The sequence below is a fragment of the Streptomyces sp. NPDC039462 genome (assembly GCF_055639375.1).
In genome coordinates, this window is the sequence record NZ_JBVKAO010000001.1 from 2,473,193 (window position 1) to 2,498,874 (window position 25,682).

A 25,682-nucleotide genomic window follows, 5' to 3' on the forward strand; every position below is an offset into this window, starting at 1 on the left:
GATCAAATTTCGGCAAACGTTATCAGCGGGGGTTCACCGCGACCAGACCCTGTTTTCGGGGCAAATTGCGCCGGTTGTGTGGCACTTGCCCCGCTCCGGTCCATGTCCGTTCCGGGCGAGTTTGCAGGGGTGTGGTTTCGGCCATTGACATAATTCGCACCTGTGCACAGAGTCTTCGGAGAACGTTTTCCCGAGCCGGCGCCGCGCAGCGCCGGCTCAGCCGAACAAAGAGGTTCCGCGATGCCCCGAAAGATCATCCTGGACTGCGACCCCGGACATGACGACGCCATCGCCATGCTCCTGGCGCACGGCAACCCGGATGTCGAGCTGGTCGCTGTCACCACCGTGGTGGGCAACCAGACCCTGGAGAAGGTCACCCGCAACGCCCTCTCGGTGGCCCGCATCGCGAACATCACCGGCGTCCCCTTCGCCGCGGGATGCCCCCGCCCCCTCGTGCGCGACGTCGAGAACGCCCCCGACATCCACGGCGAGAGCGGCATCGACGGCCCCCTGATGCCCGAGCCCACCCTCGCCCTGGACGAGCGCCACGCCGTCGACCTCATCATCGACACGGTCATGGCCCATGAGCCCGGCGAGATCACCATCGTCCCGACCGCGGGCCTCACCAACATCGCCCTCGCCGCACGCAAGGAGCCCCGCATCGTCGAGCGCGTCCGCGAGGTCGTCCTCATGGGCGGCGGCTACCACACGGGCAACTGGAGCCCCGTCGCCGAGTTCAACATCAAGATCGACCCCGAGGCCGCGCACATCGTCTTCAACGAGAGCTGGCCCGTCACCATGGTCGGCCTCGACCTGACCCACCAGGCCCTCGCCACCCCCGAGGTCATCGAGCGCATCGGCAAGGTCGGCACCAAGCCCGCCCTCTTCGTCAACGAGCTCCTCGACTTCTTCGGCGCCATGTACCTGGAGGCCCAGGGCTTCGAGGCGCCCCCGGTCCACGACCCGTGCGCCGTCGCGTACGTCATCGACCCGAGCGTCATGACGGTCCGCAAGGCACCCGTCGACGTCGAGCTGACCGGCACGCTCACGCTCGGCATGACCGTGACGGACTTCCGCGCGCCCGCCCCCGACGACTGCCACACCCAGGTCGCCGTCGACCTGGACCACACGCGCTTCTGGGACCTGATCGTGGACGCCCTCGAGCGGATCGGCGACGTCAGCGCATGAACGCCTCCTTCACCGAACCCGCCGCCGCACCCGGCGGCGCCCGCGGCTCCCGACCGGTCCGCATCGGCGTCCTGGTCACCGCGCTCCTCGCGGCCTGCTTCGCCTTCCAGCTCAACGCGAGCATGCTCAGCCCCGCCCTGAAGAACATCGAGGACTCCCTCGGCGCGACCTCCGCCGAGATCGGCCTCACCCAGACCGCGTTCTTCACCTCGGCCGCGCTCTTCTCGCTCTTCCTGCCGCGCCTCGGCGACCTCGTCGGCCGGCGCAGGGTCCTCACCGGCATGCTGGCGCTCATGGTCGTCGGCTGCGTCGTCGCCGCGCTCGCCGAAAGCGTGCCGATGCTCTTCGCGGGCCGCGTCATCCAGGGCGTCTCCGGACCCACCGTGCCGCTCTGCCTGATCATGCTGCGCAACGAGGTCCACGAACCGAAGAAGTACGGCACACTGCTCGGCGTCATCACCGCCGTCAACGGCGGCATCGCCGGCGTCGACTCCCTCGCCGGCGGCTACCTCGCCGACCACCACGGCTTCCAGTCGGTGTTCTGGACCATGGCAGGAGTGGCCGCGCTCGCCACGATCCTCGTCGCCGCCCTCACCCCCGAGTCGAAGGCGGTCCATGCCACCGACACCCGCATGGACTGGCCCGGAGTCACCCTCCTGGTCATCTCCGTCGGCGCGGCCCTCATCGCCCTGAACGAGGCGGGCAAGCTCGGCAACGCGAACTGGCCGCTCGTCGTCGCCCTGTTTGTCGTCGCCGCCATCGCCTTCGCCCTGTTCTGGCGCATCGAGGACCGCAGCAGCCACCCCCTGGTCGCCACCCGCCACCTGCGCCAGCGCTCCACCTGGGCGCTGCTGCTCACCACGGTCCTCACCATGACCGGCGTGTTCGCCGTCATGAACGGCATGATCCCCGCCTTCGCGCAGGACGCGCAGGCAGGCTTCGGCATGAGCGCCGAGCAATCCGCCTGGTGGACCCTGACGCCGTACGCCCTTGCGGGCCTCGCCATGGGCCCGCTCGCCGGACGCCTCGCCGCCACGTACGGCTATGGCCGCATCCTGCGCGTCGGCCTCATCGGCTCGGCCGTGACGGTCACGCTGATGCTGTTCACGCTGCACGCCGACTCGCGGCTGCTGCTCCTCGCCGCGTCGATCCTCATCGGCGTGACGTACGCGGGCGTGGGCAACATCGTCCTCAACGGCCTCGGCATCGTGCTCTCCCCGAAGGAGAACCCGGGCTTCCTGCCCGGCCTGAACGCGGGCGCGTTCAACCTCGGCGCGGGCCTCAGCTTCGCTGTCCTGTACGCCGTGCAGACCGCCGCGGAACCGGCCGACAAGACGTCGCCCGCCGGCTACACGGCAGGCATGATCGCCGGAGTCGCCCTCATCGCGGCGGCCTTCGCGACGTCCTTCCTCATCCCCAAGCCGGTGGAGGCGGAAGCCACGGAGTGAACGCGCCGCCCCAAGCGCCGCACCCACGCGCCGCACCCGCTCAGGCGCGCACCCGCGGCAGCCCCGTCACGGCCATCACCACTGAGTAGAGCGAGCTCGTCGCCGTGATGAAGAGCCGGTTGTTCTTCGGGCCGCCGAAGGCGATGTTCGACACCGGCTCCGGCACCCGCAGCCGTCCGATGAGGGTGCCGTCGGGGTCGTAGCAGTGCACCCCTCCCTCGATGGCGGCGGCCCACAGGCGGCCGCCGTCGTCGAAGCGGAGGTTGTCGAACCGGCTGACGTCGTCCTTCGCCTCGGCGAAGATCCTGCCCTCGGACAGCGTGCCGTCCTCGCGCACGTCGAAGACCCGGATGCATCCGCCCCCGGTGTCCGAGACGTACAACTGCCGCTCGTCGGGCGAGAACACGAGGCCGTTCGGCGCCCCGAAGCCGTCCGCGACCAGCCGCACCTCGCCCGTCGACGGGTCGATCCGGTACACGTTGCGGCCGTCGATCTCGGGGTCGGCGCGGAAGCCCTCGTAGTCGCTGGTGATCCCGAAGTCCGGGTCCGAGAACCACACCGAACCGTCCGAGTGGACGACCGCGTCGTTCGGGCTGTTCAGCCGCTTCCCCTCGAAGCGCTCGGCGAGCACGGTGATCCGGCCGTCGGGCTCGGTGCGGGTGACCCGGCGGTTGCCCTGCTCGCAGCAGATCAGCCGGCCTTCGCGGTCGATGGTGTTGCCGTTGACGTGCCCGGCGGACGAGCGGAACAGGGAGACAGCGCCGGTCTCCTCGTCCCAGCGCAGCAGCCGGTCGTTCGGAATGTCGCTCCAGACGAGCTGACGCCAGGCGGGCAGATAGAGCGGCCCCTCGGCCCACCGGCAGCCCCCGTACAGCTTCTCCAGCCGGTCGTCCCCGTTCGCACACCGCCCCGTACGGAACCGCTCGTCCAGGATCTCGTACAGGGAGGTGCTGTCGTCGCCGGACATGAATACCCCTTAGCCGTCAGGAACCGAATGTCGTTCGGACGATCATGACTATGCCAGAACGCTGTATGGTTGCGCCATGGTGACTGTGGATGTCATGGACCGTCGGCTGATCGCCCTCCTCCAGGAGGACGCGACGATCTCGTACGCCGCCCTCGGCAAGGGAGCGGGTCTCTCCGCGGGCGCCGCCCACGAGCGGGTCCGCAAGCTGCGCGAGCGCGGCGTCATCCGGCGTACGACCGTCGAGGTGGACCCCGCCGCGCTCGACCGCGGGGTGCTCGCCTTCGTGATGGTCGAATCGACGGCGTGGATGGGGGAGTCCGCGGACGCGTTCGCGGCGATCCCCGAGATACAGGAAGCGCACGTCATCGCGGGCAGCGCCTCGGTCCTGGTGAAGGTCCGCACCGCCACGACCGAGCAGCTGCAGGACGTGCTCCGCCGGCTGTACGCGATCGAAGGGGTCAGCGGCACGCAGGCCACCGTCTCCCTGGAGACGTTCTTCGAACGCCCGGTGTCGCCCCTGCCCGGCGCCGGCCCGGCCTCGGCGTAGGGGCTTCAGCGCAGGGTCGACGCCCCGCGGCGGCGCCAGGCGGACACCGCGCCGAGGGCCACGCCGACCGCGAGGATGATCAGGCCGCGGGTCCACACCTCGGCCTCGATCTGCGTGGCGAGCAGCACGCAGGAGAGCGCGCCGAGGACCGGGAGTGCGGTGTACGCCCGGAAGTGGGGACGCTCCACGCGGTCGCGGCGCAGCACGAGGACGGCGGTGTTGACGAGGAAGAACACGACGAGGAGCAGCAGCACCAGGGTGGAGGCGAGCGTCTCCACGTCCCCCGTCAGGGCCAGCAGGAAAGAGAGGACGGTCGTGGCCGCGATGGTCGCCCACGGAGTGCGGCGGCCGGGCAGCACACGGGTCAGGAAGTGCGGCAGGAGTCCGTCCCGTGCCATGCCGTAGGCCAGCCGCGAACTCATGATGCCGGTGAGCAGCGCGCCGTTGGCGACGGCGACGAGGGCGATGGCGCTGAACAGCTTCGGAGGCACTCCGCCGGCCTCCCGCACCACTTCGAGCAGCGGGCCGCTGGAGTCGGCGAGCGTCTCGGTGGGGACGGCCACCGAGGCGACGATCCCGACGAGGGCGTAGACGGCCCCCGCCGTCACCAGGGCGCCGAAGAGGGCGCGGGGGTAGGAACGGCGCGGGTCGCGGGTCTCCTCGGCGACGTTGACGGAGGTCTCGAAGCCGACGAAGGAGTAGTACGCGAGCACCGTCCCGCTCAGGACGCCGGCGGCGGCACCCTTCTCCGCGGTGCCGAGCTGGACGAGCCTCCCGGCGTCGCCGTCGCCGCGCAGGAACAGCCACACGCCGAGGCCGACGACCAGCAGGAGACCGCCCACTTCGATGACCGTCGCGGCCACGTTGGCGCGGGTGGACTCGCTGATGCCGCGGGCATTGAGGAGGGCGAGAGCACCCAGGAAGAGGGCCGCCACCAGGACGACGGGCAGGGTGACGAAGGCGGTCAGATACTCCCCGGCGAAGCCCCGGGCCAGCGCGGCCACGGAGACGATGCCCGCCGCCAGCATGCAGAACCCGGCCAGGAATCCGGCGAAGGGTCCGTAGGCGAGCGTCGCGTAGTGGGAGGCGCCCCCGGCCTTCGGATACTTCGTGGCGAGCTCGGCGTACGAGGAGGCAGTCAGCAGCGAGAGCAGCAGGGCGAGGACCAGGGGCACCCAGACGGCGCCGCCCGATTCGGCGGCGATCTGCCCGACGAGGACGTAGACCCCCGCCCCGAGCACGTCTCCGAGGATGAAGAAGTAGAGCAGGGGAGTCGTCAGGGCCTTCTTCAGCCCGACGGACCGGTCGCCGGACTGATCGGTGAGTTGCTCGGCCACTCGTTTTCCGCTCCTCGGTGTGGAATCCCTCGTTCAGTCTGTCGAACGCCACCGCGTGGCGCACGCGGGCCGGCGTTCGACACGAGGGTTCCCCCTAAACGCTTCCTCCACCGTCCACGGTCAGCACGGTGCCCGTGACGAAGTCGGCGTCGGGCCCGGCGAGGAAGGCGACCGCCGCGGCGATGTCCTCGGGCGTGCCGATCCTGCCCAGCGGCCGGTCGGCGGCCTCGGCGAGGAACTCGGCGTCGGACTGGCCGAGTTGACGTGCCTCGCGGGCGAGCATGGGCGTGCGGGTGTCGCCCGGGGCGACGCAGTTGACCCTGATGCCGGCGGGGCTGTGGTCCAGCGCCATGGCCTGTGTGAGCATCACCACACCGGCCTTCGCCGTGCAGTACGCGGCGGCCTTCGCCCCGGCGCGCAGGCCCCAGCCGGAGGCGACGGTGACGATGCTCCCGTGTCCGGCACGCTCCATGTGCGGGATGACCTCCCGGCACACGAGGAAGACCGAGTCCACGTTGTCCGCGAACGTCGCGTGCCAGTCGTCCAGGGACAGCTCCCGTACCGTCCCGCGCCGGATGCTGCCCGCGACGCAGCACACGTCGGTGATGCCGCCGAGCCTGCCGACGACCTCTTTCACCAGGGCCGATACCTCGCCCTCGGCGGAGACGTCGCACACGAACGGCTCGGCGTGCCCGCCTGCGGCGCGGATGTCGCGGGCCACGGCCTCCGCCTCGTGGTCCCGGTCGACGACCGCGACGGCCGCGCCCTCGTCCGCGAGGCGGCGTGCGACGGCGCGGCCGATGCCACCGCCGCCCCCGGTGACCAGCGCCACCCGTGTGCCAGGTCGTACGGCCGTCATCGCGGGCCTCCCGAGAGCGTTCCGTCGAAGAGCTGGGTGAGGAGGGCCTTCTGGGTGTGCAGGCGGTTCTCGGCCTGCTGGAAGATCTTCGACCGGGGGCCGTCCTTCACCTCGGCGTCGACCTCCTCGCCGCGGTTGGTGGGCATGCAGTCGAGGAAGACGGCCTCCTCGCCGGCGAGCCGCATCAGCGGTTCGGTGATCCGCCACCGGTCCGCGAGCCGGGTCCTCGCCTGGATCTCCTCCTGACCGACGAGTGTGGGGGACTTCCAGCTCAGGGTGTACACGGCGGAGCAGCCGCGGACGGCTTCCTCCAGGTCGTGCGTGAGGTCGACGCGCGCGCCGGTGCGGGCGGCGACTTCCTGGACGGCGGCGGTCACGCGCTCCTCGGGCGCGAATCCCGGCGGGTGCGCGACGGTGATGCGGTGGCCGAGCAGGGCCGCGGCCATCATGGAGGAGTGCAGCACCCCGGGGGTCTTCTGCCGCGGCGAGTAGGACCAGGCGTACACGATCCGTTCGGCCGGGACCCCCGCCCCGTACAGCTCGCGCAGTGTCATGAGGTCGGCGAGGACCTGGCAGGGGTGTTCCTCGTCGTCCAGCGCGTTGATGACGGGGATCGTCGCCCGGTCGGCCATGGCGCGCAGGCGGCGGTGGCCCGCGCCGTACTCGTTCATGTCGTACCAGCGGACCACGAGCGCGTCGAGGTAGCGGTTGAGTACGCCGATGGTGTCCTCGATCGACTCGCGATTGGCGAGCCGTAGCTCTTCCACCCCGTACGGGTAGCTGTCGGCGCCGAGTTGGGAGGCGGCGACCTGGAAGGAGACGCGGGTTCTGGTGGACGGCACGTTGAAGAGGAGGCCGATGCAGCGGCCCGCGAGGTGGGCGCGCGTGTCGTCGCCGCGTTTCATCGCTTCGGCGAGGTCGAGCAGGGAGCACATTTCCTTGGCTGTGAGGTCCTGTATTCGCAGGATGTGTCGCGCGGTCACGTGAGTACTCCTGTCTCGGGGGGGGTTAGGTGACGCGCTTGCGCAGCCACCGCTCGGCGATCACGGCGACGAGCAGCATCGCCAGGGCGATGACGACGCTGACGCCGAAGAACGGCAGCATGACGACGGTGGCCGCGATGACCGCCAGGTTCAGGCGGGCGGTGCGGCCCCGGGGGAGGAGCCGGGTGGCGGAGAGGAAGGCCATGAGGAAGATGAGCAGGTAGGTCGCCGATGAGGCCTTGATCAGTGTGGTCTCGCTGGAGTCGGTGGCCAGGAGGATGACGACCGAGACGGCATAGCCGGGCAGGAGGGCGAGGACGGCGCGTGCCGGGACCCTGCCCTGCGGGGTGAGCCGGCTGAGGCCGGTCGGCAGGAGGCCGTCGCGGGCGAGTGCGAAGACGACGCGCGAGGTGCCGAGGCACCAGGCGTTGGTGGTGAGCAGCAGCAGAATTCCGGCGACGAGATATCCGGCGCTGCGCAGCCCGGATCCCGTGGCCGCCTCCAGGAGCCGCACGAACGCCGTCAGATCCGACTGGCCCGCGGACGTCTCGGGCAGGGCCACGGAGACGGTGAACGCCATGGCGAAGTACAGGAGCCCCACACAACAGACGGCGTAGAGAATTCCTTTGGGGAACGTGCGGCCGGGGTCCCGCACTTCCTCGGCCACCGGAGCCGCGTTCTCCCAGCCGATGAATCCGAAGAAACAGATGAGCAACGTACTGCCGAGAGCGCTCCAGCCGTGCGGCGCGAACGGCGCGAGGCGCGTGTAGTCCCCCTGGGGAAGGGCCAGACAGATGACGAAGGCCAGCAGGAGCACCACAGTGCCGAGAACCACCATCTGGGCGCGCGTACTGACCCTGATCCCGCAGAGGTTGAGCAGCACGCAGAACACGATGACGGCGGCGCCCGCGAGGAGGGCCGCCCGGTTCGACGCCGTGGGTTCGACCGCTGCGAGCAGATAGCGGCCGGCCGCGAGGCCGAGCACCGGATTTCCGGCGAGCAGCGTGATGAGGAGGAAGACGGCGGCGATCCGGCCCGCCCGGGGCCCGAACGCCGCTTCCACGAACTGGGCGACGCCCTTGCTCGTGGGGTGCCGTACGGACAGCGTCGCGAAGATCAGTGCGAAGGGGTAGCTGTAAAGGATGAGCAGCCCCCAGGCGACCAGGGACAGCGGCCCCGCCTCGGCCCAGGCGAGAGCGGGAATCAGGAGCACACCGGCGCCCATCACAGAGGTGACGTAGTGCGCCACGAGACCCGAGGTGCCCAGCCGGCGCGGCAGCTGAGGGGGCTCGGGCACCTGGGTCCGAGCCCCTTCGGCTGAGGTCATACGGTCTGCCTCGGCTGCCCCGCCTGCTCGTCGCGCGAGCCGTTCCAGAGTCCGTCCATGGTTTCGTGGCTGATCTGTTTGTGCAGGTCACCCTGGGAGGCGTAGCCCATGTTGATGATCAGGCGGCGGCCGCTGCTCAGCGGATAGACGCGGTGCAGGGTGGTGTCGGTGCGCATCAAGTAGAGGTCGCCCGGGCGTAGTTCGAAGGAGTGGATGGGCTGCGCGATGAACTGGCGGTGCAGCTGCGGATCCTGCTTGTTCCAGTACGTGCGGGGCACGCACTGGACGAATCCGCCGTGCTCGGCGGGCGGGCAGGCGACGACCCAGACGAGCGCGAAGCTGTAGTCGTCCCAGTGCCATCCGTGCGTGTCGCCGGACTGCTCCAGCTCGGTGATCACGTACCGCTCCGGCTCGTAGGGACAGGTGAGCACGGGCTCGCCCGCGACCTTCCCCAGCGCGTCGAGGAGATCCGCGGAGGCGTACACCGCCGGAATGACCGAACCGTGCTCGCTGATTTCCTTGTGGCGGACATTGCGCATCAGCCGAGGCGTGCCGCCGGTTTCCTTGAAGCGCATTCCGCGGCGGACGCCGTGTTCGGCGACGAGGCTTTCGATCTCGTCCGCAACCGATGATTTGACATGGTCAGGAACGAGGAAGGGCAATTTCGCGAATCCGAGCTGGAGGAAATCGCGGCGCGCGCCCTCCAGCAGGTGGTCCTCGACATTTTTGACGAGGTGTTCCGAGAGGGACTGGACGAGGCCCCCGATCCGGTCGTCCGGTCGCATGACCAGCTCCCCACATGGTCGGCAGGAGGTGTGTTCACTTCGGTCTTTTCGAATACCGAAGCCTACCGGGTCGACCTGTGGGCACCATCGAAAGCGATGAGTTCAAGCCAGTGCGGCGCGGTGTGCCTGGCAGGAGCCTGGAGGCGTCCATTCAGAAGGCCGAGCTCCGTTTTACATGATTCACGTGAAACGAAGCAGCGTTATTTTTGACGCGAACATTCTTTCTGTCACATTGTCGTATTGTCGCGGGAAGGTGTGGTGTCAGCCGTCCGACCGGTCGGCGACCCGCACCGAGAGCCCGTAGTCCAGCTCGGCCCCGTCGACGAGCAGCGCCTCGACGGACCGCGTCGCCGGGTCGATGTCGGCCTCCATGCCGCCCCCGACGTAGCGCGGGTAGCCGGACGCGCCGGTCTCGCCCGTGGCGACCACCACCGCGGAACGCAGCGCATGGTCACCGCCGATCGTCCCCGTCCCGCGCTCGGTGAACTCGGGCACCAGCAGAAGCTCGTAAATCCGCGGATCAGTCGTCATGCCAGTGACGCTAGACAGGAGTCGCCCGCACCGCACGTTCTGTCCGCCGCGTGTCACCGGCTCCGGGGCCGACCGGTCACTGGTCCAGGGCCTGGGCGGCCGCGGTCACCACCGCGTCCGCCAGCGCGGCCAGCGCGGGCGAGTCGAGCTTCCACTGCTGCCAGAACAGCGGTACGTCCACGACCCGGTCGGGGTCGAGCAGGGTCAGCGCGCCCGCCCGCAACAGGGGCTCGGCCTGAGCCTGCGGCACCACGCCCCAGCCGAGACCCGCCTCGACCGCCTCGAGGAACCCGCGCGACGAGGGAACGTAATGCCGCAGCGGGCTCGCGCCGCGCCCGCCCGTCACCTTGCGTGCGAAGTCGTCCTGCAGGCAGTCGCGGCGGTCGAAGAACACCGCGGGCGCGTCCGCGAGGACCTCCCCGAGCGGCACGCGCGGCCAGTCGCCGAGCCGCCGTGCCGCGAACCCGGGCGAGGCGACCGGCAGATACCGCATCCGCCCGAGCCGCCGCACCGTACAGCCCGACACCGCGTCCGGCGACGACGTGACAGCAGCCATCACCGAGCCCTCGCGCAGCAGTGACGTCGTGTGGTCCTCGTCCTCGCGCCGCAGCTCGAAACAGACCCGCGGCTCGTCGGGCATCCGGGCCAGGGCGGTCAGGAACCAGGTCGCGAGCGAGTCGGCGTTCACCGCGACCGGCAGGACGGCGGGCTCGCCCGTGTCGCTGATGCCGAGCTCGGCGCGCGCGTCCCGCTCCAGGCGGGCCAGCTGCCGGGCGAACCGCACGACGACCTGCCCCGACTCGGTGGGCCGCACCGGTTTGGTCCGCATCAGCAGCACCCGCCCTGTACGGCGCTCCAGTGCCTTGACGCGCTGGCTGACCGCGGGCGGCGTGACGTGCAGGGCGGCCGCCGCGGCGTCGAAGGTGCCCTCGTCGACGACGGCGAGGAGCGTCCGCACGTGTTCGAGCGGCAGCTCCGAGAGCGCCCCGGACGGAAGGCTCGTCCGCCCTGCCTCTTTGGCCTTCTCGGTATGCGGCATCACGATTGCTTAAGCTACATGAGAATCTTTACCTGTACTTAGTGCGTCAGTGATCCTTAACGTCGAAGCCATGGGAACAGCACTGACCGCCGCGGCTGCCGGATTCGGCACCGGACTCTCGCTCATCGTCGCCATCGGCTCGCAGAACGCCTTCGTACTGCGGCAGGGCATCCGACGTCAGGCGGTGTTCAGCGTGGTGGCCATCTGCGCCCTCTCCGACATGGTGCTCATCGGGGCGGGCGTCGCCGGAGTCGGCAGCCTCGTGACCGCCTGGCCCCCGGCGATGACCCTCGTCGGCCTGATAGGCGGAGGCTTCCTCCTCTCGTACGCCGTCATCGCCGCGCGCCGCGCCCTGCGCCCCACCGCGATGACGGCCGTCGGCGAGACGGCCGGATCACGGCGCGGCGCGCTGCTCGCCTGCCTGGCCATGACCTGGCTCAACCCGCATGTCTATCTCGACACGGTCCTCCTCCTCGGCTCGGTCGCCGCCGGCCACGACGGCCTCCGCTGGGCCTTCGGCGTCGGCGCCATGCTCGGCAGCGTGTGCTGGTTCGCCGCGCTCGGCTACGGCGCTCGGCTGCTCAGCGGCTTCTTCGCGCGGCCCGCCTCGTGGCGGGCGCTGGACTTCCTGATCGCGGCGACGATGACGGTCATGGGCGTGACGCTGGTCGTCGGCGCACTCTGACCGCCCCTCACCTCCTGTCGTGGTCAGGCGTCCCACAGTTCGGCCCGGTGCGCCCCGACGAGGGCGCCGATGCGGGCCAGGGCCTCAGCGACGGGCAGCGCGTCGAGGCGCCGCCCGTCCCGCAGCCGCAGCGCGACCAGGTCGTCGGCGTCCTCCTTCGCGCCGACGACGGCCTGGTAGGGCACGAGGCGGGCGGCCCGGACGCGAGCGCCCAGGCTGCCCTCCCCGGGCCTGGCGAGCTCCGCCCGCAGTCCGAGCTCGGCGCACTGCCGCAGGAGGCGCTCGGCACCGGGCAGTTGTGCCTCCGAGACCGGCAGGACCACAAGCTGGGTCGGGGCGAGCCAGGCGGGGAAGGCTCCGCCGTGCTGTTCGACGAGATGGGCGACGGCTCGCTCCACGCTGCCGATGACGCTGCGGTGGACCATCACCGGCCGGTGCTTGGCGCCGTCCGCGCCGACGTAGCGCAGATCGAACCGTTCGGGCTGGTGGAAGTCGACCTGGACGGTGGAGAGGGTCGACTCGCGGCCCGCTCCGTCGACCACCTGGACGTCGATCTTCGGTCCGTAGAACGCGGCCTCGCCCTCGACAGCCTCATAGGGCAACCCGGACCGGTCGAGGACCTCGGTCAACAGGTCGGTGGAGCGCCGCCACTTCTCCGGATCGGCGACATACTTGCCGCCGGGGCCGGGCAGGGACAGCCGGAAGCGAGCCGGACGGATGCCCAGTGCGTCGTACGCGCGGCGGATCATCCCCAGAGCGGCGCTCGCCTCGTCGGCGACCTGGTCAAGGGTGCAGAAGATGTGCGCGTCGTTCAGGTGGATGGCCCGCACCCGACTCAATCCGCCCAGTACGCCGGAGAGTTCAGCGCGATACATGCCGCCGAGTTCGGCCATGCGCAGCGGCAGCTCACGGTAACTGTGGGACCGGGAGCGGTAGATGAGCGCGTGGTGCGGGCAGAGGCTCGGACGCAGCACCACCTGCTCGCCGCCCAGGTCCATCGGCGGGAACATGTCGTCGCTGTAGTGCGACCAGTGCCCGGAGATCTCGTACAGCTCCCGCTTTCCGAGCACGGGCGAGTACACGTGCCGGTATCCGGCGCGCCGTTCGGCGTCGCGGATGTACTCCTCCAGGGCGTGCCGCACGGCCGCCCCGTCCGGCAGCCAGTACGGCAGTCCGGCGCCCATCAACGGATCGGTGCCGAACAGGCCGAGTTCGCGGCCCAGTCTGCGGTGGTCATGCGGTGCGTCGCGACGGTCGTCGTCGGCGGCGTCGGCCAGGCGGGTCATGTCGTTCATCGAGGTCTCCTCGCGGACATCGGGCGAGTGACCTTCCGCGAGCAGAAGCCCCGGGGCACTCGCCCCGGGGCTTCGAACTGAGCACATCGATCAGCGCGCCGGGACACTCTCCGGCGTCGTCGTCATCGCGGCGCGCTTCTTCATGCCGGTGACCGTAACAGGACAGGTCTCGGCACGGCATCGCATTTTGGGGAGCGGCTGTGTGAGGAGGGCTCTGTGGGGAGCAGCTCTGTGGGGAGCGGCTCTTGGACGGCTTTCAGCGCCGCTTCGTCGTACGCCGCCAGCCGAACGGACCCGGCAGGTCCATCGACGTGGTGCGCCGACCGGTGCTGCTGTGAGTGCGCCGGGGTCCGTGACGGCCTCCCGTGGTGAGGGACCACGAGCGCTTGTTGATGTTCAGCCGAACCCCGGGAAGTATCCGGAAACTCTTGCGGAACGTGAGTGGCATGAACTCCTCCTTGCGTCCGTCCGCGAGTACCCGCACCGGGGCGCTCCTCACGGCCCCCTAGGTGGCTGTTCGGGGTAAACCCCCATACGGGTGGGCCAGTTGGGATGATGTGGCCGCTCCGTCCCGACGGCGAAGATCCTCCGTATGACAAAGATCCTCGGTATGACGAAAACCAAGCGGAACACCGCCTTACTGGCCGCCTCCGCGTCCGCCGTCGTCCTCACCCTCACCGCGCCGCTCGCCGCCTCCGCGGCACCGGCCGCACCAGCCGCACCAGCCGCACCGGCGACCGCCACCGCGGCGCTCGACTGGACGGAGTGCGAGGGTCAGGCGCCGGGCTCGAGGCAGGAGTGCGCGACGCTCGACGTGCCGATGGACCACGCCCACCCCGAAGGCAAGAAGATCGAGATCGCGATCTCCCGCGTCCCCAGTGAGAAGCCCGCGGCCCGCCGCGGCGCACTGCTGCTGATCCCCGGCGGGCCCGGCGGGTCCAGCATCAACGACCCGTCCGGCAAGGGGCGGGAACTGCCCCAGAGCGTGCGCGACGCCTACGACCTGATCGGCTTCGACCCCCGCGGCCTCGGCCGTTCCACCCCGGTCGACTGCGGCTTCGAACACGCCGACCTCGCCTCGACCAGCCTGCGCCCCTGGACCGCCCCGGACGGCTCCGTCACCGGCAACATGGCCACGGCGAAACGCCTGTCCGACGCCTGCGCCCGCAACGGCGGCGAGCTGATGCGCCACATCAGCACCGCCGACAACGCCCGCGACATCGACCGCATCCGCGCCGCGCTCGGCGAGGAGAGACTCTCGGCGTGGGCGGTCTCCTACGGCACATACGTGAGCGCCGTCTACAGCCGGCTGTTCCCGCACCGCACCGACCGGATCGTGCTGGACAGCAACGACGATCCCGACCCCCGCCGGGTCGGCCGCAACTGGCTCGCGGCGCACGAGCAGGGCGTCGAGGACACCTTCCCGGAGTTCGCCGCATGGGCCTCCGCGCCCGGCCACGACTACCGCCTCGCGGACACGGCGGCCGAAGTGCGCCCGCTCTTCCTCCGCCTCGCCGCCCGCCTGGACCGCGAACCGATCCCCTGGCGCGGCGCCAACCCGGCGGTCCTGAACGGCAACGTACTGCGGCAGGCCATGCTCACCGCGATGGCCGACCCCGACGACTTCCCCGATCTCGCCCGGCTGATGCTCGGCGCCCAGAAGGGAGAGCTGCCGCCCGCACCCCAGGCGCCGCCCGAGAAGGCGCTGCAGAACTCCCTCGCCGTCGGCTCCGCGACCCTCTGCAACGACGTCGCGTGGCCAACCTCACCCGCCGTGTATCAGAAGGGCGTCACCGAGAGTCGCGCCAAGTATCCGCTGACCGCCGGCATGCCCAGGAACGCGATGCTCTGCGCCGCCTGGCCGTTCCGGCCGAAGGCGCCCGCGGTCCGCGTCACCGACCGCGGCCCGTCCAACATCCTCCTCGTCCAGAACGAGCGCGACCCCAACACCCCGCTGAGCGGCGCCCTGAAACTGCGCGAGGCGCTGGGCCGCCGCGCCGTCATGGTGACGGTCGACGCCACCGGGCACGACGTCTACCTCGCCAACGGAAACGCATGCGGCGACCGGACGGTCACCCGCTTCCTGGCCACGGGCAAGAGGCCCGGTCAGGACATGCACTGCGGCTGAGCCGCCCACCGCGTGTGAAGGTGGTCACAAGCGGCCGTCTCATGATCGGGGTCGGGTGCCATCGGGGCACCGAGTTCGCGTAAGGTCGCGGGTCGGCCGCCCACGGCCGACCCGATCACAAGTAGTCACCGAACAAGGAGCCGCAGGTCATGCCGGCCAATGACGCCACCCAGGCGCCGATCTATCACACCCTCGTCCAGGAGCACGGCGATGTCGTCGCCACGGCCCGCAAGGCCGCGGAGGAGACGCAGCAGACGGCCGAGGACCTGTTGGACTTCAGCACACCCGCCCGGCCGGGCACGCCCACCGGGCCCGCGTCCTAGCGGCGCCGGCGCGGCACGGGCGCCGGGCGGGCCGCCGCTCGCGCCGGCCCCGGCCGATCGGCCAGGATGGCGCAATGGATTACGAGTACTGGAAAGACATCCACGACCGCGGCGGCATCCCCGCGGTCAAGAGCGCCCTGGAGGACCTGCCCGGTGACCTGCCCCCGCAGGACGCCGACGCCGCGACCGCACTGGCCCTCCAGGTCATCGAGGACGACATCGCCCGGATCAACGCACGGGCGGACCGGGCCGAGGCGCGGGCCCGCGCGCTGGCCGAGCAGGCGCGCGAGGTGAATCAGCAGCTCACCGAGCACGCCACACAGTCGAAGGACGCCGCCGGTACGGCGGACGGTGAGCCCTCACCGGGCACCTGACACGAGACCGCGCGTACCGCCGCCTCGGGGACGCGCCACCGATAACACCACAGCCAGGGACGCCGCCCCGGTACGCACGCGCTGCGGTCACGTACGCGCCATCAACCGCACCATCGCCATGTCGTACCGCGCCTGCAGTCCCGCGTCCGCCGAGACGCGGAGGAGTGCCCCGAGGGCGCGGACCGCGCCGTCGTCGTAGCCCGATGTCTCCGCCTCGCGGGCCGCGCTCTCCAGTCGCCGGATGCCCTCGGTCTCGTCGCCCATCCCCAGCAGCGCCTCCCCGATCACGGTGCGCAGCAGCACCCGGGCCGCCGTGGACGCCTCCGACGGGCTGTCGAGGTCGAGGGCGGCGACGGCCGTCTCGAAGGCCGCCTGCCACTCCCTGGCGTCGAGGCGGTGCCGGGCGAGGTGGTAGAGCGCGAGCCGTTCGGTGCTCCGGTCGCCGACGCTGTGCGCGAGCTCCGCCGCGAGCGCGCACCCCTCGGCGGCTTCCTCGGGGCTGCCGAGTTCGGCCTGCGCGAGCGACAGGTTGATCAGCGCGGTCGCCTCGCCGCGGGTGTCACCGGCGCGGGCGGCGAGCACCGGCGCGGCCTCCAGATGGACCAGCGCCTCAGGGGTGCGGCCCTCCTCCGTCAGGACCCAGCCGAGCAGGGCACGGACCCGCGACTCGGCGCGCGCGTCGCCGTCGGCCTCGGTCGCCTCAAGTGCCGTCCGCAGCAGGGGAGTCCAGTCGTCCCGCACCCGCCACACGATCTGCGGCCAGAGCGCGAGGACGATCCGCCACGTCCTGCCGTGCAGTCCGGCGGCGTGCGCCGCGGCCGCCGCCAGCGTCAGGTCGTCGCGCTCGGCCGCGTACCAGTCCATGGCCTGCTCGCGGTCGGCGAACTCCCTGGTCGCCGGCGGTGAACGGAAGTCCGAGGGCAGCGTGAAGCACGACTCGTCACCGGGCTCCGCCGCGTCCGCGGCGGCCAGCGCCGTCGCCACGCTGTGGTCGAGCCCGCGCACCAGGACGTCGGGCCCGGCCTCCAGGCCGCGCGCGTACAGCCGCACGAGGTCGTGCAGCGTCCAGCGGTCCGGCGCGGTCCTGATCACGAGGTGCGCCGCCGTGAGCTTGTCGAGCGCCGCCTCGGCCGCGACCGGGTCCGTACCGGCGAGGGCCGCGGCCGTGTAGCGGTCGACGTGCGTGCCCGGGTGCTGTCCGAGCGGGGCGAAGTGGTGCGCGGCGTCGTCGGGCAGCCTGCGCACGGTCAGCCGCAGCGCCGCCCGGACGCCCGTGTCCTCCACGTCCAGCAGGCTCAACCGGCGTGACTCGTCCGAGAGTTCGGCGCACATCGCGCTCAGCGACCAGTCCGGCTGGTCCGCGAGCCGCGCGGCCGCCACCCGCAGCGCGAGCGGAAGCCCGCCGCACAACTCCGCGAGGCGCCGCGCCGCCACCTCTTCCGCGAGCACCCGCTCCTTGCCGAGCACCGCGGTGAGGAGGGCGGTGCTGTCGTCCGGTTCGAGGACGTCCAGGGGGACGGGCCGGGCGGCGTCGGAGGCGATGAGCCCGCGCAGCCTGTACCGGCTCGTGACCACGGTGACGCACTCCGCACCACCCGGCAGCAACTCCCTGACCTGCTCGGACGCGCGTGCGTTGTCGAGTACGACGAGGAGTCGGCGGTCGGCGCACAGGGACCGGAAGAGCGCGGACGCGCCGCCCGCCGACTCCGGGACGCGGCGCGGCGCGACACCGAGCGCCAGCAGGAACTCCCGCAGCACTTCGAGGAGAGCCGGTTCACCCGTGTCGCTGAAGCCGCGCAGATTGGCGTAGAGCAGGCCGCCGGGGAACAGTTCGCGGTTGCGGTGCGCCCAGTGCGCCACGAAGGCGGTCTTGCCGACTCCGGCGGGTCCGGTGACGAGGCAGACGGGCGCTTCACCGGCGGCGGCCCGGGAGAGCGCGGTGAGCTCGGCGGCGCGCCCGTGGAAGCCGCGCGGCATGCGGGGCAGGAGGTCGATCGGGCCGGGCAAGGGCAAGGGGGTGGGCGAGGGGGAAGGCGGGAGACCGGGAACCGGGGCCGGGGAAGGAACAGCGGCGGCCACGGGCGCGGGGGAGGGGGCGCTGGTCGCAGCCGGTGCCCCAGCCGTGGGCGGGGCCGGTGCCGGCTCCCGTGCCGCGTCTCCTCCCTCCCCCTCGCCGCGCAACACATCGGTGTAGGCATCGGCCAGTTCCCGGCCCGGGTCGACCCCCAGCTCGTCGGCGAGCAGCCGTCGGGTGCGGTGGAAGCAGTCGAGCGCCTCCGAGCGGCGCCCCGCCCGCTGCAGTTCCCGCACGAGCGCGGCGGACAGCGACTCGCGCAGCGGGTGGACACTGGCCTCCGCGCGCAGCACGGCCGCGGCCCGGGCGTGCTCGCCCATCCGCGAGTAGGCGGCGGCCAGCGACTCCACCGAGGCGAGGCGGAGTTCCTCCAGCGCCTGGGCGGCCGTCTGCAGCGGCTGACTCGGATACGCGCCGGTCAACGCGGGCCCCTGCCACAGCGACAGCGCCTCCTGGTACATCGCCACGGCGTCGGCGGGCGCGCGCTGGCTGCGGGCCAGCGTCACCAGCTCCTCGAAACGGTGCGCGTCGAGCAGTGACTCCGGCATCCGCAGGACGTACGCCGTGCCCTGGGTGAGCAGCTCGACGCCGAACATGTCGGCGTCCGCACCCGTGAGCAGGGCCCGCAGCCGCGACACATGCCCCTGGATGACACCGCGGGCCCGCGTCGGCGGCTCGTGGTCCCACAGAGCGTCCGTCAACTGGCCGACCGGGACCGGGTGGTTCGGCCTGAGCAGCAGAGCGGCGAGCAGGCTGCGCCGCTTGGCGGGACCGAGCGGCAGCACGCCGACCTCAGTGGCGACGGAAACCGCTCCGAGCAGCCGGAACTCCACTGGTGCAACTCCTCTGGGGGGAAAAGATCCAGATTACCGCTCACGGTCGCGTACCTTTCGCGCAGGAGCGGACCGGTAGCCGGTGGTACGAGAGGTGGCGAGCGGGCATGGCGGCCGACTGGGAGTGGGACGAGACGTTGTTCGCGGGAGCCGCCGCACACTATGCGCGCGGACGGCTCCCCTACGCGCCCGGACTGGCGGACGCCTTGGCAGACGCCCTGGAACTCGACGGGCGAGGGCGCCTCATCGACGTGGGCTGCGGGCCGGGAACCGTCGCGCTGACCCTGGCCCCGCTGTTCGGCGAAGTCGTCGGCGTGGACCCCGACGGCGACATGCTCGCCGAAGCCGGCCGCGCCGCTGCCGCTAGGGGAGTGGCCGGGCGGACGCGCTGGGTGCGGGCCCGCGCCGAGGACCTGCCCGCGGGGCTCGGCACCTTCACCGTCGCGACCTTCGCCCAGTCCTTCCACTGGATGGACCGCGACCCGGTGGCCGCGACCGTCAAGCGCATGCTGCGCCCCGGCGGCGCCCTGGTGCACATCTCCGACCTGAAGTCGGAGCCGCGCACCGTCGCGGGGCTCCCGTACCCGCCACCGCCCCACGCCGCCATGGACGAACTGGTCAAGCGCTACTTGGGTCCGGTCCGCCGGGCAGGCCGCGGAGTGCTGCCGAGGGGCACCCCCGGCGGCGAGGCGGCGGTGTTCGCCCGAGCGGGCTTCTCCGGGCCCCAGCGCCTTGTCGTCCCGGGCGGACCGGCCCTGGAACGCTCGGCCGACGACGTCGTCGCGGGGGTGTTCTCGCTGTCCAGCTCGGCGCCGCACCTGTTCGGGACGGAACTCGACCGCTTCGAGGCGGACCTGCGCCGACTGCTGCGGCAGGCCTCCGCGTCGGCCCGGTTCTCCGAACCGGGCCCGAGCACAGAGGTCTTCATCTGGTGGAACGACACGGCGTGGTGACGCCTGATCAACCGTCTGTCGCTCACGTCCGGATCAGGCCGAGTTGTTTCATCTGTGCCAGGACGTCGACGAGCCCCCAGGTCTCAGCGATGCGGCCGTCGACGAACCGGACGATCATGATCTCTTTGTAGGTGATGGATTTGCCGGTCGGCGGGACGCCCATGTACGCGCCCCGGTGCGTTCCGGTGATGGTGTTCCTGAAGACGAGCTTGTCGCCCTCCGCGATGACGTCCTCGACCTCGATGTGCAGGTCGGGAAAGGCGCGGAAAAGTATGGCGCCCACCTGCTTGAGCGCTTCGGCTCCCGTCGCGTCGACCGGCAACGGTGTGCGGATCAGCACGTCCGGGGCGACGACCTCGTCGACCGCCTTCCAGAAGAGCTCCAAGTCACCGCTGCTCTGGGCCTCGTGCAAACGGTTGAACGCCGCTTTGTTGCGTGCTGTCTGGCGCATCGGCATGTCGCTTCTCCTCGCTTCATTTGGTTGCGGTTGCGCGGCCGGCTTCACCAGCCGCCACGAGGGCTTCCGTGTGCAGGTCCGCGGCGAGGTCCCTGAGATGCTCCATGCCGGGGGAGGTGGCGGCGAGGGTGAGTTCCCGTTCGACGACGGTGAGGTCGGCCTGCCACATGTCGGCGAGGACGCGCCTGAGGTACGGGGTGGAGTGGTCCCAGCCCTCGCGTGGGGTGCCGTCGGCGTAGCCGCCGCCTCGCACGGTGGCCAGGACCGTCGGCTTGTCCTTGAGCAGCGGGCTGCCCACGGGGGCCCCGGCGATGACCAGGTCGGCCCAGGTCTTGAAGTGCTGGGAGACACCGAAGTTGTACAGCGGCACGGCCAGTACCACCGCATCGGCGGCCGTCAGCTCCGCGACGAGCGATTCGGCGAGCAGGCGAGCGTCGCGCTGGGCGGGCGTGCGGTCGGGTTCGGGCGTCAAAGCGCCGATGTGGGCCTGAGCCCACGCGTCGGCGGGCAGTGGATCGGTGCCCAGATGGCGGCGCACCACCGGCTCGTGCGGGTGGGCCGCGGTCCACTCCGCTTCCACGATGTCGGCCAGTTCGGCACTGGCCGAAGTGCCGGGAAGGATGCTGGCGTCAAGCCGGAACAGGCTCATGGTGTCTCCCTGGGGTGCTGCCGTGCCGATCCGGCGGACCGGCCGGCGAGTTCGTCTCGGCACTTCGACAACCCGGCCCCACCGAATGTGAGGCGACGCACCGGCCTCACTTTCCGGCACGCTGTCTTGTCGGTGAGGGTGAAGGCAGACACGACCGAGGGAGCCGTCACGATGACCACCCCGCCGCCCGCGCCGGGACTGCGCAGACCGGAACCAGGACTCGACGCGCTCATGGGCGAGCGGCGCCACCTGATCAATCTCGCCTACCGGCTGCTGGGCTCCCTCGCCGAAGCCGAGGACGCCGTGCAGGAGACCTACACCCGCTGGTACGCCATGTCCCGGCAGCAGCAGGACGCCATTGATTCCCCCGGCGCCTGGCTGACGACGGTCGCCAGCCGTATCTGCCTCAATGTGCTCGGCTCGGCAAGGGCCCGGCGGGAGACCTACGTCGGCGAATGGCTCCCCGAGCCGCTGCCCGAGCCCACGGAGTGGATCAGCGGGCGGCCGGGCGGTGGGGCCGTCGACCCGGCCGACCGGGTGACCCTGGACGAATCGGTCAACCTGGCGTTCCTGGTGGTGCTCGATTCGATGACGCCGGCCGAGCGCGTCGCGTTCATCCTGCACGACGTCTTCCGCTACTCCTTCGCGGAAGTGGCCGAGATCGTCGGCCGCACACCGGCGGCATGCCGCCAGCTGGCCTCTTCGGCCCGGCGCCGCACCCGCGCCACGCAGCCTTCCGCGACCCTGCCGGCCGAGCGCGCCGGCATTGTCAGAGACTTCAAACAGGCGTGGGAGGCCAAGGACATAGACGCCCTGCTCGGCCTCCTCGACCCCGACGCCACGGCGATCGGCGACGGAGGCGGCCTCGCCACCACGTTCCTGGACCCCATCGAAGGCGGCGAGCAGGTTGCGCGCGCCTGGGTCGAGATCGCCCGCCGCAGGCCCGACGACATGACGTTCCTGGAACGTACGGTCAACGGTCAGCCCGGTGTGGTGGCCGAACAGGACGGCGTCGTCGTGACGGTGTTCGCCTTCGAGGTCGTGGACCGGAAGATCAAGCAGATCTTGGTGGTACGCAACCCCGAGAAGCTCCGCGGCTGGACGACGGGCTGAGTCCGTCCCTCAACCTCCGACGGCCGTTCGCGGTCTTGCCGCACGAGGGGCGACGGAGGCCCCGCGGGCGAGAGCGAGGAGTGCGGAATGGTGTTACGGAAGAGCTCGAAGTTCGGCGTGGTGGGTCTCGTGGCGGCCGCGATGGCCGCCACGGCCTTCGTCGCCCCGGCGCAGGCGGTCCCGGAGAGGCCGGATGCACCGGACACGGCTCCCACGGCGCAGGGCCACCGGGCCACCCAGCGCGCGATGGACGCCGCCGTGCGGGCGGGCCACACCCCCGGCATCACGGCACAGGCACGCGACCGCCACGGAGTCTGGGCGTCGACGTCGGGCGTCGGGGACCGCACCACGGGCGCCCCGCGCGGCAAGAACGACCGGTTCCGCGTCGGCAGCATCACCAAGACGTTCGTGGCGACCGTCCTCCTCCAACTGGAGGCGGAGGGCGAGCTCGATCTCGACGACACCGTGGACCGCCACCTCCCCGGCCTGATCCGCGGCAACGGGAACGACGGCCGCAAGATCACCGTCCGGCAGCTCCTCAACCACACCAGCGGTCTGTTCGACTACCTCGCCGACGAGAAGTACGTCGAGAAGTACATGCGCGGCGACGGCTATCTCAAGCACCGCTACGACACCCTGCCGCCCGAGAAGCACGTGGGCGTGGCCCTGGCGCACAAGCCGTTGTTCGAGCCCGGCGCCAAGCACTCGTACTCGAACACCAACTACGTCCTCGCCGGGCTGATCATCGAGGCGGTCGGCGGCAGGACGTACGAGGCGGAGGTCCACGACCGCATCATCGAGCCGCTGGGGCTGAAGGCCACCACCAACCCCGGCAACAGCATCCGCCTGCCCCGGCCCAGCAGCCGCGGCTACTCCAAGCTCTTCCCCTCGGACCCCGGCCGGATCGACGACATCACCGAGATGAACGGCTCACAGGGCTGGGCGGACGGCGACATCATCTCCACCACCGGCGACCTGAACCGCTTCTACAACGCCCTGCTGCGCGGCAAGCTCCTGCCTCCGAAGCAGCTCAAGGCGATGCGGACCACCGTCACGACCCCCAACGCCCCCGACATGGCCTACGGGCTCGGCATCACCCGCTTCAAGACGAGCTGCGGCACGACTCTCTGGGGCCACGGCGGAGGCATGGTGGGCTGGCTGTCTCTGGCCGTCAGTACCTCGGACGGCCGGCACCAGCTCTCCTTCAGCTACAACGGCGACTGGGACGAGGGGTCCATGCAGAGGGTCATGGAAGCCGAGTACTGCGCGTGACCGGCGGCCCGGCCCCGGCCCCGGCGCGAGTCGGTACCCATGGCGGTCGGCACCCTTGACACCTGCGTACGGGTTCGCGACCTTTGAGCCTCGCAGGCCCAGGGGACGGGGAACGGGGGAGCGGCCGGCCATGACTTCCATCGAAGGACGGTCCGCCTGAGATGGACATATCGATCCATGGTCTCGACGGGCTGAGCGCCTCGCTGCAGGGCGCCTGGCACCGGGCCATGGACGAGTCGCCGCACTTCGGCAACCCCTTCCTCGCACCGGAGTTCGCGATGGGCGTCGCCAGGCACCGCGGCGGCGCCTGGGTGGCGGTCCTGCGCGAGCAGGGCGAGCCCGTCGGCTTCTTCCCGTACGAGCGCAACTCCTTAGGGGTGGGCCGGGCCATCGGGCTCGGCCTCTCCGACTGCCAGGCCCTCGTGCACCGCCCCGGCGTCACCTGGGACACCCGCGAACTGCTGCGGGCCTGCCACCTCTCCGTCTTCGAGTTCGACCACCTCGTCGAGGGCCAGACGCCCTTCGCCGAGTACGTCACGGGCACGTTCGCGTCACCCGTGCTCGATCTCAAGGCCGACGCCGACAGCTACGCGAAGTGGTTGCGCGGCGCCTACCCCGGCCTGGTCAAGACGACACTGAAGAAGGAACGCCGCCTGAGCCGCGACATCGGCGAGATGCGGTTCGTCCACGACGAGCGCGACCCCGGGATGCTGCGCACACTCATGCGTTGGAAGTCCGCCCAGTACCGCAGGACGGGCCGCATGGACCGGTTCGCGAAGCAGTGGATCGTCGATCTGGTCGACGACCTCTTCCAGATCCGCGAAAAGCACTTCACCGGTGTGCTGTCGGTGGTGTACGCGGGCGACCGGCCGGTGGCCGCGCACTTCGGGCCGACGTCGCGCACCGTGTTCGCCGCCTGGTTCACCGCGTACGACCCCGAGTTCGGCTACTACTCGCCCGGCCTGCTGATGCACCTGCGGATGGCCGAGGCCGCGGGCCGGGCCGACGTGCGGATCATGGACATGGGCCGGGGAGACAAGGAGTACAAGGACTGGCTGAAGACCCGCGAACTACGCGTGGCTGAAGGATTCGCGACCCGCCCCCACCCGGTGGCGACGGCGCACCGGCTGTGGCGCAGACCCGTACGCGGCCTGCGCAACACGGTTCTGGCCCACCCCCGCCTGCGGGAACCGGCCGACCGGCTGCTGAAGACCGCCGGCACGCTGCGCACGTCGCGCCGAGGGGGCGACCAAGGCAACGGAGGCTGAGCATGTCGTACGGATCGGGGCTCGCCACGGCGATGGCGCGCCGACTGGGACGCCCCTGCGTCTACACACCATCGGCACGGCTCGCGCTCTACCTCGCGCTGCGGCACTGGTGCCGGCCCGGCGCGCGCGTGCTGATGTCGCCGGTCAACGACGACGTGATCCTCTTCGTCGTCCTCGCGGCCGGACTGCGCCCGGTGCAGGCGCCCGTCTCCGCCCGGGACGGCAACATCGACCCCGCCGCCGTCCCGGAGGAGACCTGGCGGAACGTGGACGCCGTCCTCACCACGAACCTGTACGGCATGCCCGACCGCGTCGTCGAACTGCGCCGCCGCTGCGACCAGTTGGGCATCCCGCTGTTCGAGGACGCCGCCCACGCGATCGGCACCCGCGTGGCCGGGCGCCCGATCGGGACGTTCGGGAAGGCCGCGGCGTTCAGCCTCTCCAAGCACGTGGCGGCGATGGCCGGCGGCTTCCTCGCCGTCGAGGACGAGCGCACCCGCCGAAGACTGGAAGAACTGCGCGACGAACTCCTGGTGCCGAGCAGCCTCCGCACCGACCTGTCCACCACCCTGCGCCCGCTCGCGCGTTCAGCCGTCCGCGGCCTCCACTTGGTCCGCCCCGTGTGGCGCACCATGCGGCGCCTCGGGATGCTGGAGCGCGACACCTTCCGCATGGACCTCCATGCGCCCCGCCTCGCCCGCTGCGCCTCCGAGGCACCGAGCCTCACCGCGTACGAACCGTGGGTCCGTGTCGACCTGCACGGCTACCGGTCCCGCCACGGGGCCCTGGTCCGCGCCCAGTTGAGGGCGCGCATGGCCCGCCTCGACGACGACCTCGCCCGGCGCGGCGTGGGTGCGTCGCTGCTCGCGCGGACCACCTGGGCGTCCCCGGCACTCCGCGACCGAACCGCGGACGGCGGGCCTCCGCCGCTCTTCCGTGTGCCGCTCCTGGTCCAGGACCGCGACATCCTGGTGGACCGCCTGGTCCGGCACGGCGTGGTCACCGGATACATCTACGACCCGCCGCTCGACGACTACGCGGGCGCGGAGTTCGTCGAACCGTCCCCCGACCCGTCGGCCGCCCGCTGGTTCGCCGCGCACGCGCTCCCGGCGGACCCGCTGCTCGCCCAGCAGATCAACAGGGCGCTGTCGAGGGAGCGGGCGACCCCGGCGCGACCGCCTTCCGGCGACCGCGAGGAGCGGCCGCTTCCCGCCCGACCTACTGGCGGGTAAGGTCAAGGGCCGCCG

Annotated in this window: 25 protein-coding genes; 12 read left to right on the top strand and 13 right to left on the bottom strand. The window is 71.2% G+C overall.

All coding sequences use genetic code 11. The features are described from left to right. Positions 1–240: 240 nt before the first annotated feature. Together uriH and uriT are read left to right on the top strand one after the other, a co-directional pair. Positions 241–1,188, top strand: a complete 948-nt coding sequence (uriH, locus tag ACZ7LU_RS10185; RefSeq protein WP_398311360.1) for a uridine-preferring nucleoside hydrolase UriH — start codon at positions 241–243, stop codon at positions 1,186–1,188. Then, positions 1,185–2,636 carry a uridine transporter UriT gene (gene uriT / locus ACZ7LU_RS10190; protein WP_468084885.1) on the top strand — a complete coding sequence of 484 codons (1,452 nt, stop codon included), beginning with the start codon at positions 1,185–1,187 and terminating at the stop codon, positions 2,634–2,636. The genes uriH and uriT overlap by 4 nt, the downstream gene beginning before the upstream one ends. A gap of 40 nt (positions 2,637–2,676) precedes the next feature. Here uriT and ACZ7LU_RS10195 read toward each other — a convergent pair whose 3' ends face one another. Beyond that, positions 2,677–3,603: an SMP-30/gluconolactonase/LRE family protein gene (locus ACZ7LU_RS10195; protein ID WP_471916362.1), complete on the bottom strand. Its 927-nt coding sequence runs from the start codon at positions 3,601–3,603 to the stop codon at positions 2,677–2,679. A gap of 85 nt (positions 3,604–3,688) precedes the next feature. On the opposite strand from ACZ7LU_RS10195, the gene ACZ7LU_RS10200 reads away from it, so the two are divergent. Next, positions 3,689–4,150, top strand: coding sequence for an Lrp/AsnC family transcriptional regulator (locus tag ACZ7LU_RS10200; protein ID WP_471916525.1), 462 nt, complete (start codon positions 3,689–3,691; stop codon positions 4,148–4,150). 5 nt (positions 4,151–4,155) lie between these two features. Here the strand turns inward: ACZ7LU_RS10200 and ACZ7LU_RS10205 are convergent, their stop codons facing one another. The 7 genes from ACZ7LU_RS10205 to ACZ7LU_RS10235 form a co-directional block, all read right to left on the bottom strand. Next, complete coding sequence (locus ACZ7LU_RS10205; RefSeq protein WP_471916363.1) at positions 4,156–5,487, bottom strand: APC family permease; 1,332 nt, start codon at positions 5,485–5,487, stop codon at positions 4,156–4,158. Positions 5,488–5,581: 94 nt separating this feature from the next. After that, positions 5,582–6,346, bottom strand: a complete 765-nt coding sequence (locus ACZ7LU_RS10210; protein WP_471916364.1) for an SDR family NAD(P)-dependent oxidoreductase — start codon at positions 6,344–6,346, stop codon at positions 5,582–5,584. Beyond that, positions 6,343–7,329 (bottom strand): ornithine carbamoyltransferase, encoded by a 987-nt coding sequence (locus ACZ7LU_RS10215; RefSeq protein WP_471916365.1) that lies wholly within the window; start codon positions 7,327–7,329, stop codon positions 6,343–6,345. The genes ACZ7LU_RS10210 and ACZ7LU_RS10215 overlap by 4 nt, the downstream gene beginning before the upstream one ends. A 25-nt stretch (positions 7,330–7,354) precedes the next feature. Then, positions 7,355–8,626 carry an APC family permease gene (locus ACZ7LU_RS10220; protein ID WP_471916366.1) on the bottom strand — a complete coding sequence of 424 codons (1,272 nt, stop codon included), beginning with the start codon at positions 8,624–8,626 and terminating at the stop codon, positions 7,355–7,357. A gap of 26 nt (positions 8,627–8,652) precedes the next feature. After that, on the bottom strand, positions 8,653–9,441 hold the full coding sequence (locus ACZ7LU_RS10225) for a HalD/BesD family halogenase (RefSeq protein ID WP_468315579.1): 789 nt from the start codon (positions 9,439–9,441) through the stop codon (positions 8,653–8,655). Between the two features lie 261 nt (positions 9,442–9,702). Continuing rightward, entirely contained in the window at positions 9,703–9,972 is a 270-nt protein-coding gene (locus tag ACZ7LU_RS10230; protein ID WP_471916367.1) for a hypothetical protein, read from the bottom strand. Between the two features lie 76 nt (positions 9,973–10,048). Next, positions 10,049–11,011, bottom strand: a complete 963-nt coding sequence (locus tag ACZ7LU_RS10235) for a LysR family transcriptional regulator ArgP (protein ID WP_398311386.1) — start codon at positions 11,009–11,011, stop codon at positions 10,049–10,051. A 70-nt stretch (positions 11,012–11,081) separates the two neighbouring features. Between ACZ7LU_RS10235 and ACZ7LU_RS10240 the strand changes: the two genes are divergently transcribed. After that, positions 11,082–11,696 carry a LysE/ArgO family amino acid transporter gene (locus ACZ7LU_RS10240; RefSeq protein WP_468564006.1) on the top strand — a complete coding sequence of 205 codons (615 nt, stop codon included), beginning with the start codon at positions 11,082–11,084 and terminating at the stop codon, positions 11,694–11,696. A 23-nt stretch (positions 11,697–11,719) separates the two neighbouring features. Here ACZ7LU_RS10240 and thrS read toward each other — a convergent pair whose 3' ends face one another. Next, entirely contained in the window at positions 11,720–12,991 is a 1,272-nt protein-coding gene (gene thrS / locus ACZ7LU_RS10245; RefSeq protein ID WP_471916368.1) for a threonine--tRNA ligase, read from the bottom strand. A gap of 256 nt (positions 12,992–13,247) precedes the next feature. Then, positions 13,248–13,439, bottom strand: coding sequence for a DUF4236 domain-containing protein (locus ACZ7LU_RS10250; protein ID WP_160502320.1), 192 nt, complete (start codon positions 13,437–13,439; stop codon positions 13,248–13,250). Positions 13,440–13,601: 162 nt separating this feature from the next. Between ACZ7LU_RS10250 and ACZ7LU_RS10255 the strand changes: the two genes are divergently transcribed. The 3 genes from ACZ7LU_RS10255 (at position 13,602) to ACZ7LU_RS10265 (ending at position 15,816) form a co-directional block, all read left to right on the top strand. Further along, positions 13,602–15,119 (top strand): alpha/beta hydrolase, encoded by a 1,518-nt coding sequence (locus ACZ7LU_RS10255; protein ID WP_471916369.1) that lies wholly within the window; start codon positions 13,602–13,604, stop codon positions 15,117–15,119. A 149-nt stretch (positions 15,120–15,268) separates the two neighbouring features. Further along, on the top strand, positions 15,269–15,442 hold the full coding sequence (locus ACZ7LU_RS10260) for a hypothetical protein (protein WP_398311398.1): 174 nt from the start codon (positions 15,269–15,271) through the stop codon (positions 15,440–15,442). Between the two features lie 74 nt (positions 15,443–15,516). Then, positions 15,517–15,816, top strand: a complete 300-nt coding sequence (locus ACZ7LU_RS10265; RefSeq protein WP_471119985.1) for a hypothetical protein — start codon at positions 15,517–15,519, stop codon at positions 15,814–15,816. 87 nt (positions 15,817–15,903) lie between these two features. On the opposite strand, the gene ACZ7LU_RS10270 is transcribed toward ACZ7LU_RS10265, so the two are convergent. After that, complete coding sequence (locus ACZ7LU_RS10270) at positions 15,904–18,723, bottom strand: AfsR/SARP family transcriptional regulator (RefSeq protein WP_471916370.1); 2,820 nt, start codon at positions 18,721–18,723, stop codon at positions 15,904–15,906. Positions 18,724–18,830: 107 nt separating this feature from the next. On the opposite strand from ACZ7LU_RS10270, the gene ACZ7LU_RS10275 reads away from it, so the two are divergent. Then, positions 18,831–19,676 (top strand): class I SAM-dependent methyltransferase, encoded by an 846-nt coding sequence (locus ACZ7LU_RS10275; protein WP_471916371.1) that lies wholly within the window; start codon positions 18,831–18,833, stop codon positions 19,674–19,676. Positions 19,677–19,698: 22 nt separating this feature from the next. Here ACZ7LU_RS10275 and ACZ7LU_RS10280 read toward each other — a convergent pair whose 3' ends face one another. After that, positions 19,699–20,133, bottom strand: coding sequence for an ester cyclase (locus tag ACZ7LU_RS10280; RefSeq protein ID WP_471916372.1), 435 nt, complete (start codon positions 20,131–20,133; stop codon positions 19,699–19,701). 16 nt (positions 20,134–20,149) lie between these two features. Further along, positions 20,150–20,782 (bottom strand): FMN-dependent NADH-azoreductase, encoded by a 633-nt coding sequence (locus tag ACZ7LU_RS10285; protein ID WP_471916373.1) that lies wholly within the window; start codon positions 20,780–20,782, stop codon positions 20,150–20,152. Positions 20,783–20,953: 171 nt separating this feature from the next. Here ACZ7LU_RS10285 and sigJ point away from each other — a divergent pair, with 171 nt between their 5' ends. The 4 genes from sigJ to ACZ7LU_RS10305 all read left to right on the top strand — a co-directional run bounded on the left by sigJ (position 20,954) and on the right by ACZ7LU_RS10305 (position 25,667). Continuing rightward, positions 20,954–21,895 (top strand): RNA polymerase sigma factor SigJ, encoded by a 942-nt coding sequence (sigJ, locus tag ACZ7LU_RS10290; RefSeq protein WP_471916374.1) that lies wholly within the window; start codon positions 20,954–20,956, stop codon positions 21,893–21,895. 87 nt (positions 21,896–21,982) lie between these two features. Beyond that, entirely contained in the window at positions 21,983–23,167 is a 1,185-nt protein-coding gene (locus tag ACZ7LU_RS10295; RefSeq protein ID WP_471916375.1) for a serine hydrolase domain-containing protein, read from the top strand. A 161-nt stretch (positions 23,168–23,328) separates the two neighbouring features. After that, on the top strand, positions 23,329–24,435 hold the full coding sequence (locus ACZ7LU_RS10300; RefSeq protein WP_470984831.1) for a GNAT family N-acetyltransferase: 1,107 nt from the start codon (positions 23,329–23,331) through the stop codon (positions 24,433–24,435). Between the two features lie 2 nt (positions 24,436–24,437). After that, positions 24,438–25,667 carry a DegT/DnrJ/EryC1/StrS family aminotransferase gene (locus tag ACZ7LU_RS10305; protein WP_468563990.1) on the top strand — a complete coding sequence of 410 codons (1,230 nt, stop codon included), beginning with the start codon at positions 24,438–24,440 and terminating at the stop codon, positions 25,665–25,667. The last annotated feature ends 15 nt before the right edge of the window (positions 25,668–25,682 follow it).

Bases quoted from the DNA above. Each gene is read 5' to 3' on its own strand.
- ACZ7LU_RS10195 (WP_471916362.1), bottom strand. From the start codon at position 3,603: ATGTCCGGCGACGACAGCACCTCCCTGTACGAGATCCTGGACGAGCGG.
- ACZ7LU_RS10275 (WP_471916371.1), top strand. From the start codon at position 18,831: ATGGCGGCCGACTGGGAGTGGGACGAGACGTTGTTCGCGGGAGCCGCC.
- ACZ7LU_RS10240 (WP_468564006.1), top strand. From the start codon at position 11,082: ATGGGAACAGCACTGACCGCCGCGGCTGCCGGATTCGGCACCGGACTC.
- ACZ7LU_RS10260 (WP_398311398.1), top strand. From the start codon at position 15,269: ATGCCGGCCAATGACGCCACCCAGGCGCCGATCTATCACACCCTCGTC.
- ACZ7LU_RS10255 (WP_471916369.1), top strand. From the start codon at position 13,602: ATGACGAAAACCAAGCGGAACACCGCCTTACTGGCCGCCTCCGCGTCC.
- ACZ7LU_RS10235 (WP_398311386.1), bottom strand. From the start codon at position 11,011: ATGCCGCATACCGAGAAGGCCAAAGAGGCAGGGCGGACGAGCCTTCCG.
- ACZ7LU_RS10305 (WP_468563990.1), top strand. From the start codon at position 24,438: ATGTCGTACGGATCGGGGCTCGCCACGGCGATGGCGCGCCGACTGGGA.
- ACZ7LU_RS10225 (WP_468315579.1), bottom strand. From the start codon at position 9,441: ATGCGACCGGACGACCGGATCGGGGGCCTCGTCCAGTCCCTCTCGGAA.
- sigJ (WP_471916374.1), top strand. From the start codon at position 20,954: ATGACCACCCCGCCGCCCGCGCCGGGACTGCGCAGACCGGAACCAGGA.
- ACZ7LU_RS10285 (WP_471916373.1), bottom strand. From the start codon at position 20,782: ATGAGCCTGTTCCGGCTTGACGCCAGCATCCTTCCCGGCACTTCGGCC.
- ACZ7LU_RS10265 (WP_471119985.1), top strand. From the start codon at position 15,517: ATGGATTACGAGTACTGGAAAGACATCCACGACCGCGGCGGCATCCCC.
- ACZ7LU_RS10230 (WP_471916367.1), bottom strand. From the start codon at position 9,972: ATGACGACTGATCCGCGGATTTACGAGCTTCTGCTGGTGCCCGAGTTC.
- uriH (WP_398311360.1), top strand. From the start codon at position 241: ATGCCCCGAAAGATCATCCTGGACTGCGACCCCGGACATGACGACGCC.
- ACZ7LU_RS10250 (WP_160502320.1), bottom strand. From the start codon at position 13,439: ATGCCACTCACGTTCCGCAAGAGTTTCCGGATACTTCCCGGGGTTCGG.
- ACZ7LU_RS10295 (WP_471916375.1), top strand. From the start codon at position 21,983: ATGGTGTTACGGAAGAGCTCGAAGTTCGGCGTGGTGGGTCTCGTGGCG.
- uriT (WP_468084885.1), top strand. From the start codon at position 1,185: ATGAACGCCTCCTTCACCGAACCCGCCGCCGCACCCGGCGGCGCCCGC.
- ACZ7LU_RS10280 (WP_471916372.1), bottom strand. From the start codon at position 20,133: ATGCCGATGCGCCAGACAGCACGCAACAAAGCGGCGTTCAACCGTTTG.
- thrS (WP_471916368.1), bottom strand. From the start codon at position 12,991: ATGAACGACATGACCCGCCTGGCCGACGCCGCCGACGACGACCGTCGC.
- ACZ7LU_RS10300 (WP_470984831.1), top strand. From the start codon at position 23,329: ATGGACATATCGATCCATGGTCTCGACGGGCTGAGCGCCTCGCTGCAG.
- ACZ7LU_RS10210 (WP_471916364.1), bottom strand. From the start codon at position 6,346: ATGACGGCCGTACGACCTGGCACACGGGTGGCGCTGGTCACCGGGGGC.